Origin of the sequence: Bacillus sp. FDAARGOS_235 (assembly GCF_002073415.2) — a bacterium.
GTDB lineage: Bacteria > Bacillota > Bacilli > Bacillales > Bacillaceae_G > Bacillus_A > Bacillus_A toyonensis.
In genome coordinates, this window is the sequence record NZ_CP020437.2 from 2,937,014 (window position 1) to 2,954,238 (window position 17,225).

Consider the following 17,225-nt stretch of genomic DNA (forward strand, 5'->3'; position numbering starts at 1 on the left):
ACCATCTTATTATTTATAGATGGTTTGCTTTTTTTAATGCAGATAATTTTTGATCCGTCTCTTTTATACTTTGTGCGATTACATCGGCCATTTTCATCACTAAACTTAATCTCGTATTTTGAAGAACGAAAAACTCCATAAAACCATTTAAATTGACGATGCCGTGTATATGCAAATCACCAACTGCAGGTAATTTCTTATTCATCGCAGCACCAGGTTTACTAGGTCCTTTTCCAGTAGTAATTGAACCGATATTTTGAGACTTTCCTAAACATGCATCAACGGCAATTATAAAGGAAGTAGGATTTTCTTTCTGTATATTTTGAATTTTCTCTTCTAGATTCAGTGCATGCACTGGTTCATCTAGTGTACCGAACACTTGGAAGTTTTTGATTTCTACTTGTTCTAGCTTAGTGCCAACTAATGGGCCGAGTGCATCACCGGTGGAACGATCTGTTCCGATACAAACGAGAATAAGTGGTATATTAGTTTGAATAGGAATATGGGAAAGCAAGAAGTTACTGATTGTCTCGGAGGCTTCTAAGTCTTGGTGCATAACATTTTGAGTTTCTTTTTCGAAAAAAGGTAAGCGAAAACTTCCAATATTCATGAAGCACCCATCCTTTTAATAAATTTTCAAAATATGTTATATGGCGAATAAAATGGAAAACTATAAGTGCGTACTTTTTGCAAAATGTAAATGAAAACGGAAATAATAGTACTAGTATATATATATTCGTTCCATTTTATACCTGGATAGAAGTTAACAAATGCAATTAAAGTTATAAATTTTTTCAGCAATCAGAGAGACTTCTGATACAATAAGAAGAATAACTAAAAAGAAATTTTGGCTGGAGAGGTAGAGATACATGGATTTATTAACGAAGTGGTTTAATTCTACGAAACAGTATTTATTGGATGCTGATCGTTGGGCTCATATTGGAGTTGCGACATTAAAAATATGTATTATTTTAACAATTGGTGCAGTTGTTGTGCGAGTTGCAAGAGCGGTTGTACGAAATGCGTTTCGCATGGGGAGCCGTTCTCCAATCCAAATTTCAGAACGTCGTACAGTTACGGTAGCGAAATTACTTGAAAATATTGTAGCATACGTTGTTATGTTCATTATGCTAATTGCGATTTTAGGTGTGTTTAATATTAATGCATCAGGTTTATTAGCGGGTGCCGGGGTAATTGGTTTAGCAGTCGGATTTGGTGCTCAAAGTTTAGTGAAAGACGTTATTACAGGTTTATTTATTTTGCTAGAAGATCAGTTTTCAGTTGGCGATTATGTTAAAATCGGTCAATTTGAAGGAGTCGTTTTAGAAATTGGACTTCGTACAACGAAAGTAAAGAGTTGGACAGGTGAAATTCATACTTTACCAAACGGAAGTATTGTTCAAGTTACTAACTACTCAGTTAGTAATAGTGTAGCATTTGTTGATGTATCTATTTCATATGAGGCTGACATTGCGAAAGCAGAGCAAGTTATTGAGGATTTATTAATAGAGTTACCTGCACAATACGAAAAAATGGTAACGACGCCTCAATTATTAGGTGTGCAAACATTAGCTGCATCAGAAGTTATATTACGCGTTATTGCTGAAGTAGAACCGATGCAACATGCAGTTATTGCAAGAGCACTTCGTAAAGAGATTAAAAATCGTCTAGATTTACATGGAATTGAAATTCCATATCCACGTATGGTTTTATATAATCGTGAAGAACTGGTTAGTGGAAAAGCACTTTAGTATCGAGAGGGGTTTGGAGAGTGGAGCAAAAGGAATATAACTTGTACGACGTTGTGGAAATGAAGAAAGCCCACCCATGTGGTGAGAATCGTTGGAAAATTATTCGTATGGGAATGGATATCCGCATTAAGTGCGAGGGATGTGACCATTCAGTAATGATTCCTCGAAGAGAGTTTGATCGTAAGGTGAAAAAAATACTTGTGAAGCACGAAGAATAGAGAAAAAGTAACAGTTGCAGTAGGTGGCTGTTGCTTTTTTCGTTTGGAGGAAACTTGTCATTTTTTTCGTTACTATCTATAATGATGAAAGATTGAGACATAGGAGTGAAAAATATGGGATTAACGGCTGGGATTGTTGGATTACCTAACGTAGGGAAGTCCACTTTATTTAATGCAATTACACAAGCAGGAGCAGAATCTGCGAACTATCCATTCTGTACAATTGATCCAAACGTAGGAATTGTAGAAGTACCAGATGAGCGTTTAAATAAATTAACGGAATTAGTAGAACCGAAAAAGACTGTTCCGACTGTATTTGAGTTTACTGATATTGCAGGTATCGTAAAAGGTGCAAGTAAGGGCGAAGGGTTAGGAAATAAATTCTTATCTCACATTCGCCAAGTAGATGCAATTTGCCAAGTTGTTCGTTGTTTTGAAGACGAAAATATTACGCACGTTTCAGGAAAAGTAGATCCAATTGATGATATTGAAACAATCAACTTAGAGCTAATCTTAGCAGACTTAGAGTCTGTTGATAAACGTATCGAGCGTGTTGCGAAATTAGCAAGACAAAAAGATAAAGAAGCAGTATATGAGCATGAAATTTTAGTGCGTTTAAAAGAAGCTTTCGAAGAGGGGAAACCAGCTCGTACTGTTGAATTTACAGAAGAGCAAATGAAGATTGTTAAAGGCCTTCATTTACTTACAACGAAAGAAATGCTATACGTAGCAAACGTAAGTGAAGATGATATTATGGATCCTTCTGAAAATAAATACGTACAAATGGTAAAAGAATTTGCAGCAAATGAAAATTCACAAGTAATTGTTGTATGTGCAAAAATTGAATCAGAAATCGCTGAGTTAGATGAGGAAGAGAAAAAAGTATTCCTGGAAGAACTAGGCATTGAAGAATCTGGTTTAGATCAGTTAATCCGTGCTGCATATGACTTATTAGGACTTGCTACTTACTTCACAGCTGGTGTGCAAGAAGTGCGTGCATGGACGTTTAAACAAGGTATGAAAGCACCACAATGTGCGGGCGTAATTCATACAGACTTTGAGCGTGGATTTATTCGCGCAGAAACAGTTTCTTATGATGATTTAATGACAAACGGTTCTATGACAGCTGCAAAAGAAGCTGGAAAAGTACGTTTAGAAGGAAAAGAGTATATCGTAAAAGACGGAGATGTTATGCACTTCCGTTTTAACGTTTAATTTAATATTTCCTAGGAAAAATAAAGATATGAACTTGGCAAATATATTATGTGTTTGCCAAGTTTTTTACGTATTGGTGAGTTGATTCATATAACTTACTATGATATAATCTAAACTCGTGAGTAATTACTATAAATTAATTGCTCCTTGCCCATTATGGGCCGTTTAGACCAAAAGGAGGTGAAAGTGTAATGAGAAAGTACGAAATTATGTACATCATTCGTCCTGGCGTTGAAGAAGAAGCTCAAAAAGCTTTAGTTGAACGTTTTGCAGGTGTTTTAACAAACAATGGTGCAGAAATCATTAACACGAAAGAGTGGGGTAAGCGTCGTTTAGCTTACGAAATCAACGACTTACGTGAAGGTTTCTACATGATCTTAAACGTGAACTCTAACGCAGAAGCGATTAACGAATTCGACCGTTTAGCTAAGATCAACGAAGATATCCTTCGTCATATCGTTGTTAAAGAAGAAGAAAAATAATTGATATATAAGGGAGAGTGGTTCGATTGATGAATCGTGTTATCCTCGTTGGTCGTTTAACTAAGGACCCTGACTTACGTTACACGCCCAATGGTGTTGCAGTAGCTACTTTTACGTTAGCTGTGAATCGCGCATTTGCGAATCAACAAGGTGAGCGTGAAGCTGACTTTATTAATTGTGTAATATGGCGTAAACAAGCAGAAAACGTGGCAAATTATTTGAAAAAAGGTAGCTTAGCAGGCGTAGACGGACGTCTTCAAACTCGTAATTACGATGGACAAGATGGTAAACGTGTATATGTAACAGAAGTTCTTGCGGAGAGCGTACAATTTTTAGAGCCGCGTAATGGCGGTGGGGAGCAACGTGGTTCATTCAATCAGCAACCATCAGGAGCTGGTTTCGGTAACCAAAGCTCTAACCCATTTGGTCAATCTAGTAATTCAGGCAACTCAGGTAACACTGGAAACTCTGGATTTACGAAGAATGACGATCCATTTTCGAATGTTGGTCAACCGATTGACATTTCGGACGACGATTTACCATTTTAATGGTATGAATCGGCTATTTTTAACAAAGAATGGAGGGAATAGACATGGCAGGACGCAAAGGTGGACGTGCGAAACGTCGTAAGGTGTGTTTCTTCACATCTAACGGCATCACTCGCATTGACTATAAAGATGTTGATTTATTAAAACGTTTCGTTTCTGAACGTGGTAAAATTTTACCTCGTCGTGTAACAGGAACAAGCGCAAAATACCAACGCAAACTTACAGTTGCAATTAAACGTGCTCGTCAAATGGCACTTTTACCATATGTTGGTGAATAATAGCGTATGAAATGCACAGTAGAGTCGGACTCTACTGTGCATTTTGCTATGCTTTTCTTTTTTGAAAGAGAGGTTAAATCATGAAACAAACAAAATTTATTACTGAAGGCGCAGCGTTATTAGCTATATACGCGATATTATTGCTTGTGTCTTTATACGTTCCGGTTTTAGGTACAGTTGTAACTTTCGCATTACCATTACCGTTTATATTGTTTACGATAAAATATAGGTTATCCAATGCTTTTATAATTTTTACAGCTGCGCTTTTTATTACCGTTATTGTGAGCCAGCCCTTGAATCTAGTGAAGACAATAATGTTTGGATTGATAGGGATTGTTTTAGGATCCATGTATAAAAAAAGAAAAAAGCCAATAGAGATCTTGATGGCAGGAACCCTTGCATATTTAATTGGTTTTGTGCTCATTTATGTTGCAAGTATAAAGTTTTTTAACATAGATTTAATGAAGCAAATACAAAATATGTTTAATGAAAGTATGGCGCAAAGTGAAAAGATGGTAAGCGCTGCAGGTATGCCAATTAGTAAAGAACAAAAAGAGTTATTTGGACAATTCAATGAGATATTACAAACACTATTCCCGAGTTTACTTGTAATGGTTTCTGTTTGTTTTTCTTGGATTACAGTGCTCCTATCGGGTAGTGTCTTGAGGAAGTTAAAGTATGACGTTATATCTTGGCCTAAATTTAAAGATATACAATTGCCAAAGAGCATTGTCTGGTATTACGTTATATTTATTTTGTTAGCAACTTTTATAAAGGTAGAACCAGCATCATATTTATATATGGTATTTTCCAACCTATATGTCATATTTGCACTATTGCTCGTACTGCAAGGTCTGACATTTATCACCTTTTTAGCGCATAGAAAAGGATTTACTAAAGGTGTTCCTATTATTAGTTTTATTGTATGCATGTTTATTCCGATGATGTTTCCTCTTGTAACAATCTTAGGTATAATTGACTTAGGGATTTCATTGCGTTCTAAAATAGGGGGATAAAATAATATTCCTTATACTATTTTAATCTGTAAAACTAACTGGAAGGTGAGTTAGTTTTACTTTATAGGAGTTGTATACATGCCTGAATTTTATAAGAAACAGTGGTTTTTATATCCTGTTTATGTATTGGCATTTTTTGTATTTGTGCTAATTTCACTCCTCTGTTACTTTCATTTAATTATGGGAATATCATCCTTTTTTATCTTTTGTATTGTACTTTTTGTCGTTATACGATTCGAACTTACTTTCCAAAGAAATTTTGAAAAACATACGACAGATATGATTACAAGGGTAAAGAAAGTGAGTAATGAAGCATTTAACCAAATGCCAATTGGTATTTTGTTATACAATAAGGATTATGGGATTGATTGGGCAAATCCTTATTTATCATCATGTTTGGGACAGCATGCATTAGCCGGTTGGCACCTTTACGATGTATCAGAAACATTACTCCTTTTTATTAAGGGGGAAACTTCTGACGATATAGTTTCTTTAAATAATCGAAAGTTCCGTGTTTTTGTAAGGAAAGAAGAAAAGCTAATTTATTTCTTTGATGTAACGGAACAAACAGAAATTGAAAAGATGTATGAAGATCAACGCACTGTTTTAGCTGTTATTTATTTAGATAACTATGATGAAGTTACACAAGGATTAGATGATCAATTACGTACGAATATAACAAGTCTTGTGACGTCACGTCTAAATGAATGGGCTGTTAAGTATGGCGCTTATTTAAAACGTGCATCTTCAGAGAGGTTCTTCGTTGTACTAAATGAAAGTATTTTAGCACAAATGGAGAAAGGCAAGTTTAACATTTTAGATCAAGTGCGTGAAGAAACATCTAAAAGGAATATACCACTTACGTTAAGTGTGGGTGTCGGATCAGGTGATATGCCTTTATCAGAGCTTGGAGCAATGGCTCAATCTGGTTTAGACCTTGCGCTTGGACGTGGTGGGGATCAAGTAGCTATTAAACAAGCGACAGGTAAAGTTAAATTTTACGGCGGTAAAACAAATCCAGTTGAAAAGCGTACTCGTGTACGTGCTAGAGTTATTTCGCATGCATTGAAGGATTTAGTATTAGAAAGTAGTAATGTCATTATAATGGGACATAGGGCCCCTGATATGGATGCAATTGGTGCTGCGATTGGTATTTTAAAGGTAGCTCAATTAAATGAGCGCAAAGGATATATTGTGTTAGATGAAAATGATTCCGATAAGGGAATTAAACGTCTGATGGATAAAGTGAAACAAAATGAAGAACTATGGTCTCATTTTATTACCCCAGATCAAGCGATGGAATTTGCAAATGATGAGTCCTTACTTGTTGTTGTGGATACACATAAGCCTTCTATGGTGATGGAGGAAAAACTGGTTCGTAAAATTGAAAATGTAGTGGTGATTGACCATCATCGTCGTGGAGAAGATTTTATTGAAGATCCATTACTTGTTTACATGGAACCATATGCTTCTTCGACGGCAGAACTTGTTACAGAATTACTTGAGTATCAACCGAAAAATTTAAAGATGACAATGTTAGAAGCGACGGCATTGTTAGCTGGTATTATTGTTGATACGAAAAGTTTTACATTCCGGACGGGTGCTCGTACGTTTGATGCAGCTTCTTATTTACGCTCGCATGGTGCAGATACTGTCCTTGTACAAGAATTGTTAAAAGAAGATATGAATCAGTATTTACGAGTTGCAAAAGCTATTAAAAATGCGTACATTTATAAAAATGGAATTGCTATTGCAAAAGTTGATAGTGATGACTATTACGATCAAGTGCTTATTGCACAATCAGCGGACACGCTATTAACGATGACGGGTATTATTGCATCATTTGTTATAGCGAAACGTGGGGAGAATTTCATTGGAATTAGCGGCAGGTCTTTAGGTGAAGTGAATGTGCAGCTAATTATGGAGAATCTAGGAGGTGGCGGGCATTTGACGAATGCAGCCACACAAATGAAAAATGTTACAGTAGATGAAGCTGAGGAGAAGCTTCGATTTGTTATTGATGACTATTTACAGGGAGGCACACAATCATGAAAGTAATTTTTCTAAAAGACGTAAAAGGTAAAGGTAAAAAAGGAGAAATAAAAAACGTACCAGATGGTTATGCAAATAACTTTTTACTAAAACAAGGATTAGCTGCTGAAGCGACAAACAGCAGTATGAAAACTTTAGAAGCTCAAAAGCGTAAAGAAGAAAAAGATGCAGCAGCAGAGCTTGAGAATGCAAAAGAGCTGAAAGAAACTTTAGAGAAATTAACTGTGGAACTGAAGGCGAAATCTGGAGAAGGTGGCCGTTTATTTGGTTCTATCACAAGCAAACAAATCGTAGACGCAATGCAAAAATCACATAAAATCAAACTTGATAAACGTAAATTTGAAATGGATGATGCAATTCGTGCATTAGGTTATACAAATGTGACTGTAAAATTGCATCCGCAAGTAACAGCAAAAGTAAAAGTTCATGTTAGTGAACAATAAAAATAAATTAAACAAGGAGGATTGCGTATGAGTGATGTAATGGCTGATCGTACCCCTCCGCATAATATAGAAGCTGAGCAGGCAGTCTTAGGTGCCATATTGATTGATCAAGATGCGTTAACGTCAGCATCAGAACTATTGGTACCTGACTCATTTTATCGAACGAAACATCAAAAGATCTTTGAAGTGATGCTTGGCTTGTCTGATAAGGGAGAGCCAATTGACTTAGTAATGATGACGTCAGCGATGGCTGATCAAGGATTACTAGAAGAAGTTGGTGGGGTTTCTTACTTAGCAGAGTTAGCAGAGATTGTTCCAACTGCTGCTAACGTAGAGTATTATGCACGAATCATCGCTGAAAAGGCGCTTTTACGTCGTTTAATTCGAACGGCGACTCATATCGTGTCTGATGGATATGAGAGAGAAGATGATGTGGACGGCCTTTTAAATGAGGCTGAGAAAAAAATATTAGAAGTATCTCATCAAACGAACGCTAAAGCATTCCAGAATATTAAAGACGTTCTTGTGGATGCTTACGATAAAATCGAACTTTTGCATAATCAAAAAGGTGAAGTTACAGGAATACCAACTGGATTTACTGAATTAGATAAGATGACCGCAGGTTTCCAACGAAATGATTTAATCATAGTAGCGGCGCGTCCGTCAGTAGGGAAAACTGCATTTTCATTAAATATCGCACAAAACGTAGCGACGAAAACGGATGAAAATGTAGCGATCTTTAGTTTGGAGATGGGCTCTGATCAGCTTGTTATGCGTATGCTTTGTGCAGAAGGTAATATTGATGCGCAAAGACTTCGTACTGGGTCATTAACTTCTGATGATTGGGCGAAGTTAACAATGGCGATGGGAAGCCTTTCAAATGCCGGTATATATATTGATGATACACCAGGGATTAAGGTAAATGAGATTCGAGCAAAATGCCGTAGATTAAAGCAGGAACAAGGTCTTGGGATGGTTTTAATTGACTATTTACAGCTTATTCAGGGAAGTGGGAAGTCGGGCGAGAACCGTCAGCAGGAAGTATCTGAGATTTCGCGTACATTAAAAGGGATTGCGCGTGAATTACAAGTGCCTGTTATTGCCCTTTCACAGTTATCCCGTGGTGTTGAATCTCGTCAAGATAAACGCCCTATGATGTCTGATATTCGTGAATCGGGGAGTATTGAGCAGGATGCTGATATTGTAGCATTCTTGTATCGTGAAGATTACTATGACCGTGAAACGGAAAATAAAAATACGATTGAAATTATCATCGCAAAACAACGTAATGGTCCGGTAGGTTCAGTAGAGCTTGCGTTTGTTAAAGAATTTAATAAGTTCGTTAACTTAGAACGACGCTTTGAGGATGGGGCATAAAGGCAGTATAAAAAAGAAACACATTTCTTATAATAAGATGTGTTTCTTTTTTTATAGAGTAAAGATAAGGCTTTCATAAGGTGAAAATATAATTCTTACGAACGAAAATGATTTTTAATAAAAAAATGTTCGCTTTTTTGGTTGACTTCTTTTTCGGTTTTGGTACAATTATATTGTTTGAATAGATCGTTTGAAAATTGCGGAGGTGCTTTAATAATGTCTTCAGTAGTAGTTGTAGGAACACAATGGGGCGACGAAGGAAAAGGTAAAATCACTGATTTTCTTTCTGAGCATGCGGAAGTAGTTGCAAGATATCAAGGTGGAAATAACGCGGGACATACAATTGTTTTCGGCGGAGTTAAATATAAGTTACACTTAATTCCATCTGGTATTTTCTATAAAGAGAAAATTTGTGTAATCGGAAATGGCTTAGTAGTAGATCCAAAAGCATTACTTGAAGAGTTAAAATACTTACACGACCGTGGTGTAAGTACTGATAATTTACGTGTAAGTAACCGTGCACACGTTATTTTACCTTATCATTTAAAACAAGATGAGTTAGAAGAGGCTAGTAAAGGTGATAACAAAATCGGTACAACGAAAAAAGGTATCGGTCCTGCATATATGGATAAAGCTGCTCGTATTGGTATCCGTATGGCTGATCTTTTAGACCGTGAAGCATTTAAAGAGAAGCTTGAGCGCAATTTAGTAGAGAAAAATCGTTTATTTGAAAAAATGTACGATACAGAAGGTTTCAGCGTAGAAGAAATCTTTGAAGAGTACTTCGAATATGGACAACAAATCGCACAATATGTATGCGACACATCTGTTGTATTAAATGATGCACTAGATAACAATCACCGTGTATTATTTGAAGGTGCACAAGGTGTTATGCTTGATATTGACCACGGTACGTACCCATTTGTTACATCTTCTAACCCGATTGCTGGTGGTGTAACAGTTGGAACTGGAGTTGGTCCGGCGAAAGTTACTCGCGTTGTAGGTGTATGTAAAGCATATACAAGCCGTGTTGGTGATGGTCCATTCCCTACTGAACTTAATGATGAAATTGGTCATCAAATTCGTGAAGTTGGTCGTGAATACGGAACAACAACTGGTCGCCCACGCCGTGTAGGTTGGTTCGATAGCGTTGTTGTAAGACATGCGCGTCGTGTTAGTGGTTTAACGGATTTATCATTAAACTCTATTGATGTATTAACAGGTATTCCAACTCTTAAAATCTGTGTTGCTTACAAATATAACGGAGAAGTTATAGATGAAGTTCCAGCAAACTTAAACATTTTAGCGAAATGTGAGCCTGTATATGAAGAGCTTCCAGGTTGGGAAGAAGATATTACTGGTGTGAAATCATTAGATGAGCTTCCTGAAAATGCAAGAAAATACGTAGAGCGTGTTTCTGAATTAACAGGAATCCAATTATCTATGTTCTCAGTTGGACCAGATCGTAACCAAACGAATATCGTTCGTAACGTATACGAAGTTTAATTGATATTTTTAAGAAAAACTCATGTCCGCATGAGTTTTTTCTTATCTTTTATAAAAAAAACAAAAAAAGTATTGCAAAAGTGAAAGATGATATGTTATGATACATCTTGTCGTCACGAAAATATGACGTTGGTGAGTATGAGCCATTAGCTCAGTTGGTAGAGCATCTGACTTTTAATCAGAGGGTCGAAGGTTCGAATCCTTCATGGCTCACCATTTTATTTTTCGTGGCCCGTTGGTCAAGTGGTTAAGACACCGCCCTTTCACGGCGGTAACACGGGTTCGAATCCCGTACGGGTCATGTTTTTTTATGTTTATTTTTGGTCCCGTGGTGTAGTGGTTAACATGCCTGCCTGTCACGCAGGAGATCGCCGGTTCGACCCCGGTCGGGACCGCCACTTTTGTTTATACCACCATTAGTGGTTTTATATATAGTTTTGGCTCGGTAGCTCAGTCGGTAGAGCAGAGGACTGAAAATCCTCGTGTCGGCGGTTCGATTCCGTCCCGAGCCACTCTCAGGATATTAAGTGGGCCCACTTAATATCCTTTTTATTTTGTGTAGTTTTACAAATGTGGGTAGTTATTTTACAATAGGATGAGGAGCCTCTAGCAGTTGAAGCTAGAGGTTTTTCTGTAGATCGTATAGGATTCCGTGTAAAGGTGGATCATACATGAGTCTATGAGAATAGAGGAGAGAACACTTAAATAAAGGTTGCTGTCATATAGGGATATACTATAGAAACATCAATATATTTAAGAATCATTGACCATATTTTTATGAGGAGGAAATAGACGATGATGGGAAAGAAAATTTTAGTAGTTGATGATGAAAAGCCGATTGCAGACATTTTGAAGTTCAACCTAGAAAAAGAGGGTTTTGAAATTGTAATGGCACATGATGGTGATGAAGCAATTGAGAAAGCTAATGAAGAACAGCCAGATATGGTTTTATTAGATATTATGCTACCAGGAAAAGATGGTTTAGAGGTTTGTCGTGAAATACGTAAAAACTCAGAAATGCCGATTATTATGCTTACAGCGAAGGACTCTGAAATTGATAAGGTATTAGGGCTTGAGCTTGGAGCAGATGATTATGTAACGAAGCCATTTAGTACGAGGGAATTACTTGCTCGTGTGAAGGCGAATTTACGCCGCCATCAACAAGGTGGTGCAGCAGAAAAAGAAGAAAATACTGAAATGGTTATTGGACCAATTATTATTAATCCAAATGCTTATAGTGTAACAAAGCGTGAGGAAAATATTGAGCTTACACATCGTGAATTTGAATTGCTACATTATTTAGCAAAACATTTAGGACAAGTTATGACACGTGAACATTTATTGCAAACAGTTTGGGGTTATGATTATTTTGGAGATGTGCGTACAGTGGATGTAACAGTACGTCGTTTACGTGAAAAAATTGAAGATAATCCAAGTCATCCTACTTTAATTGTAACTAGACGTGGGGTAGGGTATTACTTGCGTGACCCAGAGCAGGAATAATATATGAAAAAGGTTGGTTTTTTTCAATCCATTCATTTAAAGTTTGTGCTCATATATATGCTATTAATATTAATAGCGATGCAAGTAATCGGTGTATATTTCGTAAGAGAATTAGAAAAAAGTCTTGTACAAGGCTTTAAGGATTCCCTGACACAACAAACGAATTTACTATCGTATAATTTAAAGCAAGAATTTACAAAAAGTCGTGAAAAAACAGATCCAGAATCATTAGATGACGCTATAAAAAATTCGATTCAAAAGTTTGCATCGGATCGTAAGAAAGATATTCAAGAAGTAAGTGTATTTGATTCTAATAGAAAATTAATGGCGATTTCAGACACGGCTAAGCAAAATAAGATAGGCAGAACATCGACAGATATAGCTGTTCAACGGGTAATTGTACAAAATAAACTAGAATCAAAAATTGAGAAAGATGGAGGAACTGGCCATCGAGTTCAAGTGATGATTACTCCTATTCAAAGCGATAAAGCTGGGGAGGTACTTGGTGTCATTCGTATTGTTGCATCTATGGAAGATGTATACAAACAAATGAAGGATATAAATCAAATTTTTGCTACCGGAACAGTGATTGCTTTGTTAGTAACGGCTGTACTTGGGATTTTACTAGCTCAAACAATTACAAGACCAATTTCAGATATGCGAAGGCAAGCAATTGAAATGGCAAAAGGAAATTATTCGAGAAAAGTAAAGGTCCATAGTCATGATGAAATTGGCCAATTAGCATTATCTTTCAATAATTTATCAAAAAAGCTACAACAAGCTCGTTCTTCAACAGAAAGCGAAAGACGTAAATTATCATCTGTTTTATCACATATGACAGATGGAGTAATTGCTACTGACCGAAAAGGGGATATTATTTTATTAAATGACCCTGCGGAAAAGATGCTAAATGTTTCGCGTGAAACGGCGCTGGATCAATCGGTTTTAGAAGTATTGGGGATACAGGAAGAATTTACGCTCGATCATTTATACGAAGAGCCTGATTCTGTTTTATTAGATTTTAGTACGAGAAATGAACCATACATTTTACGTGCTAGTTTCTCTGTTATTCAAAAAGAGACGGGGAAGGCAAATGGTTTAATTGCTGTATTATACGATGTAACGGAGCAGGAGCGTATAGAAGGGGAACGCCGCGAGTTTGTGGCGAACGTCTCTCATGAATTAAGAACACCATTAACAACGATGCGTAGTTACTTAGAAGCGCTGACAGATGGTGCATGGCAAGATCCAAATATTGCACCGCAATTTTTAACAGTTACACAAGAGGAAACAGAAAGAATGATAAGGCTTGTAAATGCGCTGTTGCAACTATCTAAGCTTGATAGTACAGAACATCGTTTGATGAAAGAGTGGGTCGACTTTACTGACTTCTTTAATAATGTTATTGATCGCTTTGAAATGTCTAAAGAGCAAAATGTAAGTTTCAAACGATCTTTCTCTAAAAAATCTAGATTTATTGATATGGATACGGACAAAATTACACAAGTGTTGTATAACATTATTTCTAACGCATTAAAGTATTCGCCAGAAGGTGGAACAGTAACATATCGTTTACGTGATCGAGGGGAGTTATTAGAGATTAGTGTAAGTGACCAAGGTATGGGTATTCCGAAAGAAAACGTAGATAAAATCTTCGAACGTTTTTATCGTGTGGATAAAGCCCGTTCAAGACAAATGGGTGGTACAGGTCTTGGATTAGCTATTGCAAAAGAAATGATTGAGGCACATGGTGGTTCTATTTGGGCGAAGAGTGAGGAAGGAAAAGGAACGACGATTTATTTCACACTGCCACTGGCACCAGATGAAGAGGACGATTGGGAATGAGTATGGAAAACTTTAAAACGATAGTTCTAATTAATTTAGTTGTTATTAGTCTATTTTTAACTTTTAATTTATGGACATATGTTCCCGATTCCACTTCTGTGCAAAATACAAAATTTGTTCAAGGTAATGAAGAGATAAATCCGATAAAGATTTCAGGAGTTGTTCGCCCATCCTCTGTTATTGTTCATAAAGAAAAAAATCATTACGTAAGTGAGAATACGAACAACGTGAACTCACTTTATAAAATTCTTGAAAATGGAGAATTACATGATTTTAGGGAAATAACAGGCACAGTTCCTAAAGGGGATTTTCTTTCTTATGTACACGGAGAAGAAAAGATTGAATTTGTTTTTCCTACAAATGTGCCACTTGAGACGATTAAAGACATGTTCAATATTAAAGATAAAAATTTAGAATCTAATAGAGGTTTTAATCGCATTGTAATCGATCCTTCTCGAAGCAAGGACCAAGAAATTAAAGTTAATTTTATTTCTTATGATAATCCTCGTAGAATATATCAAGCGATGTTGAGTGGTGCTTATGTAAAGGATGTTATAAACGACCAAAATCGATTTATTACATTAGCAAAACCATATTTTGAATATCAAGTAAATGATACGAAAAAACTGTTTTTACCAGATGGAATTACGGAATTAAATCAGATAGAGTATTTTGTGTCTGGGTTAGATGTGGATTCATTTAAAAATGTTTTATTTAGTGATCCGCGTTATTTAAGTCCTATTACCGAGAAATCAAAGGAAACATTTACAGATGGTATTCGATCTATGGAAATTGATAAGTTGAATTTAATGTTGAAATATAAAAATTCCGCAGTATATAGTGATAAAGTTACAGATAATGCGATGCTTTTGAAGAAAAGCTTCGACTTTGTAAGTGGGCACAGTGGTAACTTAAATTCTTATCGTCTTGATTATATTAATAAGGGGAAAACCTCATTCCGTTTATACGAGGGCGGTTTACCTGTATTTAATGCAGATGGAATGGCTGAATTAAAACAAGCATGGGGTTCAGGCGAAATCATGCAGTATGAGAGATCTCTTTTTGATTTCAATATTCCTTTACCTAGTACACCCACTTCTCTTGCATCAGGTCGTACAGTGATGACATCATTAGAGAATAATCCGGAAATTGACAAAAATTCAATTCAGGATGTTGGTATTGGTTATAAAATGTCATTGAAATCTTCCGTGAACGGAGGTCCTGTGAACGGAGGAGAGATCAGTATTTTACAGCCGATATGGTATGTAAAATGTGATGAAGAGGGTAAACAAAAAATATATGAGTGGAGTGAGGGAGGACTAAATGGATTGGGATCGAATTAAAACGATATTTATTGTGACCTTTTTTGTTTTAGACCTCTTTCTTATCTTTCAGTTCATTCAAAAGCAAGATAGTAATCAGTTGGAAATTGTGACAGAAACAAAAATTGATCAACAATTAAAAGAATCTAAAATTACTATGGGGAGTTTTCCTAAAGAGCCGAAAAAAGAGTCATTTATTATGGCGAAAAATAAAAACTTTAAAGAAGAAGATGTGCAATCTTTAAAAAATCAAACAGCGCATCTGCAAAATGAATATACGATAGAAGGTAAGTTGAAAGAGCCATTTTTAAATGCAAAATCATTATCTAAGGATAAATATAATGATTTCTTAAAAAACAGTGTCCTTGATGGGCAGAAATACGAATTTGGAGCAATGAAAGACTCTAAAATTTATTTCTTCCAAAAGTATAAGGATAAGCCGATTTTCCACAATAATCATGCAATGATTGTTGTGGATTTAAATGAAAAAAACGAGCTTGTTTCGTATACACAAACAATGTTAACGGATTTGAAGGAAATGGGCGAAAGTGAAAAAACGAAAGAACAAGAAATTATCACTGCTCAAACAGCTTTGGAAAATATATATTTAAAAAATAAAATTGCAGAAAATACGCACGTGAAAGAGGCGCAGATTGGATATGCGGCTCTAGCTGAATCATCTTCTAATATACAAGTGCTAGCTCCAACTTGGAACTTAAAGACAGAGCAGAAAAAGGACTTTTTTGTGAATGCAATTGAAGGACAAGTTATGGAATTAGGGGAAACTCAAGTGCCGGAAGAACATAATGGAGTGAGAAAGAATGAGTATGCATTTTAGTGTGCTTGCAAGTGGAAGTACAGGGAATATGCTATATGTAGGAACGGATGAAAAAAAATTACTCGTCGATGCAGGTTTAAGTGGTAAAGCAACAGAGGCTTTATTTAAACAAGCAGAACTGAATATAAATGATGTATCAGGTATTCTTGTCACACATGAGCATAGTGACCATATTAAAGGATTAGGTGTATTGGCGCGTAAATATGATTTACCAGTTTATGCGAACGAGAAAACATGGAATGCAATGGAACATTTAATAGGAAATATTCCAACTGAGCAAAAGTTCATTTTCTCAGTTGGGGATGTGAAAACATTCGGTGATATTGAGGTCGAGTCATTTGGAGTTTCCCATGATGCGGCAGAGCCGATGTTTTATGCTTTTCATAACAATAATAGAAAATTAGCCCTTATTACAGATACAGGATACGTGAGTGACCGTATGAAAGGTGTTATTAAGGGAGCTAATGCTTTCGTATTTGAAAGTAATCATGATGTGGAAATGCTTCGTATGGGACGTTATCCGTGGAGCATTAAAAGACGTATTTTAAGCGACGTTGGTCACGTTTGTAATGAGGATGCTGCGTTAGCGATGGCAGATGTAATTACAGATGAGACAAAACATATTTATTTAGCACATTTAAGCTTAGATAACAATATGAAAGAACTAGCGCGTATGTCAGTATCGCAAGTGTTAGAGGAAAAAGGATTTGGAGTGGGAGAATCCTTTGAAATTCATGATACAGATCCAAAAATGCCTACGAAAATTCAATACGTATAATTCTTCATTTTAGTAAACAATAAAGGTGAATATAGTTGTTTTCAGGAAGATAG

At 36.2% G+C, this 17,225-nt stretch carries 17 protein-coding genes and 4 tRNA genes; 20 read left to right on the forward strand and 1 reads right to left on the reverse strand.

Annotated features, from left to right (window positions below; all coding sequences use genetic code 11):
- Positions 1 to 13 precede the first annotated feature (13 nt).
- On the reverse strand, positions 14 to 610 hold the full coding sequence (yyaC, locus tag A6J74_RS17070) for a spore protease YyaC (RefSeq protein ID WP_001020736.1): 597 nt from the start codon (positions 608 to 610) through the stop codon (positions 14 to 16).
- 259 nt (positions 611 to 869) lie between these two features.
- Between yyaC and A6J74_RS17075 the strand changes: the two genes are divergently transcribed.
- The 20 genes from A6J74_RS17075 (at position 870) to A6J74_RS17170 (ending at position 17,172) form a co-directional block, all read left to right on the forward strand.
- Positions 870 to 1,751 carry a mechanosensitive ion channel family protein gene (locus A6J74_RS17075; RefSeq protein ID WP_000365117.1) on the forward strand — a complete coding sequence of 294 codons (882 nt, stop codon included), beginning with the start codon at positions 870 to 872 and terminating at the stop codon, positions 1,749 to 1,751.
- Positions 1,752 to 1,810: 59 nt separating this feature from the next.
- Positions 1,811 to 1,969 carry a DUF951 domain-containing protein gene (locus A6J74_RS17080; protein ID WP_153580223.1) on the forward strand — a complete coding sequence of 53 codons (159 nt, stop codon included), beginning with the start codon at positions 1,811 to 1,813 and terminating at the stop codon, positions 1,967 to 1,969.
- A 114-nt stretch (positions 1,970 to 2,083) separates the two neighbouring features.
- Entirely contained in the window at positions 2,084 to 3,184 is a 1,101-nt protein-coding gene (gene ychF, locus A6J74_RS17085) for a redox-regulated ATPase YchF (RefSeq protein ID WP_000524664.1), read from the forward strand.
- A gap of 191 nt (positions 3,185 to 3,375) precedes the next feature.
- Complete coding sequence (gene rpsF / locus A6J74_RS17090) at positions 3,376 to 3,666, forward strand: 30S ribosomal protein S6 (protein WP_001233781.1); 291 nt, start codon at positions 3,376 to 3,378, stop codon at positions 3,664 to 3,666.
- A gap of 26 nt (positions 3,667 to 3,692) precedes the next feature.
- Positions 3,693 to 4,214, forward strand: coding sequence for a single-stranded DNA-binding protein (ssb, locus tag A6J74_RS17095; protein ID WP_000981965.1), 522 nt, complete (start codon positions 3,693 to 3,695; stop codon positions 4,212 to 4,214).
- 44 nt (positions 4,215 to 4,258) lie between these two features.
- A complete protein-coding gene (gene rpsR, locus A6J74_RS17100; protein WP_000918874.1) occupies positions 4,259 to 4,492 on the forward strand; it encodes a 30S ribosomal protein S18 in 234 nt (77 codons plus the stop codon).
- Between the two features lie 80 nt (positions 4,493 to 4,572).
- Complete coding sequence (locus A6J74_RS17105; RefSeq protein ID WP_000814850.1) at positions 4,573 to 5,508, forward strand: YybS family protein; 936 nt, start codon at positions 4,573 to 4,575, stop codon at positions 5,506 to 5,508.
- 78 nt (positions 5,509 to 5,586) lie between these two features.
- Positions 5,587 to 7,560 (forward strand): DHH family phosphoesterase, encoded by a 1,974-nt coding sequence (locus A6J74_RS17110; RefSeq protein WP_001113907.1) that lies wholly within the window; start codon positions 5,587 to 5,589, stop codon positions 7,558 to 7,560.
- Entirely contained in the window at positions 7,557 to 8,003 is a 447-nt protein-coding gene (gene rplI / locus A6J74_RS17115) for a 50S ribosomal protein L9 (RefSeq protein ID WP_000864222.1), read from the forward strand. The genes A6J74_RS17110 and rplI overlap by 4 nt, the downstream gene beginning before the upstream one ends.
- 27 nt (positions 8,004 to 8,030) lie before the next feature.
- Positions 8,031 to 9,380, forward strand: coding sequence for a replicative DNA helicase (gene dnaB, locus A6J74_RS17120; protein WP_001286243.1), 1,350 nt, complete (start codon positions 8,031 to 8,033; stop codon positions 9,378 to 9,380).
- A gap of 216 nt (positions 9,381 to 9,596) precedes the next feature.
- Positions 9,597 to 10,886, forward strand: a complete 1,290-nt coding sequence (locus A6J74_RS17125) for an adenylosuccinate synthase (protein ID WP_000100232.1) — start codon at positions 9,597 to 9,599, stop codon at positions 10,884 to 10,886.
- A 140-nt stretch (positions 10,887 to 11,026) separates the two neighbouring features.
- Positions 11,027 to 11,102 (forward strand) — tRNA-Lys (locus A6J74_RS17130).
- Between the two features lie 13 nt (positions 11,103 to 11,115).
- A tRNA-Glu gene (locus tag A6J74_RS17135) sits at positions 11,116 to 11,187 on the forward strand.
- Between the two features lie 21 nt (positions 11,188 to 11,208).
- Positions 11,209 to 11,284 (forward strand) — tRNA-Asp (locus tag A6J74_RS17140).
- A gap of 41 nt (positions 11,285 to 11,325) precedes the next feature.
- A tRNA-Phe gene (locus A6J74_RS17145) sits at positions 11,326 to 11,398 on the forward strand.
- A gap of 283 nt (positions 11,399 to 11,681) precedes the next feature.
- Positions 11,682 to 12,389 carry a cell wall metabolism DNA-binding response regulator WalR gene (gene walR / locus A6J74_RS17150; protein ID WP_000971864.1) on the forward strand — a complete coding sequence of 236 codons (708 nt, stop codon included), beginning with the start codon at positions 11,682 to 11,684 and terminating at the stop codon, positions 12,387 to 12,389.
- Positions 12,390 to 12,392: 3 nt separating this feature from the next.
- Positions 12,393 to 14,234, forward strand: coding sequence for a cell wall metabolism sensor histidine kinase WalK (gene walK / locus A6J74_RS17155; RefSeq protein ID WP_000755358.1), 1,842 nt, complete (start codon positions 12,393 to 12,395; stop codon positions 14,232 to 14,234).
- Positions 14,231 to 15,577, forward strand: coding sequence for a YycH family regulatory protein (locus A6J74_RS17160; protein WP_000061572.1), 1,347 nt, complete (start codon positions 14,231 to 14,233; stop codon positions 15,575 to 15,577). Before walK ends, A6J74_RS17160 begins: the two co-directional genes overlap by 4 nt.
- On the forward strand, positions 15,558 to 16,394 hold the full coding sequence (locus A6J74_RS17165) for a two-component system regulatory protein YycI (protein ID WP_000383715.1): 837 nt from the start codon (positions 15,558 to 15,560) through the stop codon (positions 16,392 to 16,394). Before A6J74_RS17160 ends, A6J74_RS17165 begins: the two co-directional genes overlap by 20 nt.
- Positions 16,378 to 17,172 carry an MBL fold metallo-hydrolase gene (locus A6J74_RS17170; protein WP_000061688.1) on the forward strand — a complete coding sequence of 265 codons (795 nt, stop codon included), beginning with the start codon at positions 16,378 to 16,380 and terminating at the stop codon, positions 17,170 to 17,172. Before A6J74_RS17165 ends, A6J74_RS17170 begins: the two co-directional genes overlap by 17 nt.
- Positions 17,173 to 17,225 lie beyond the last annotated feature (53 nt).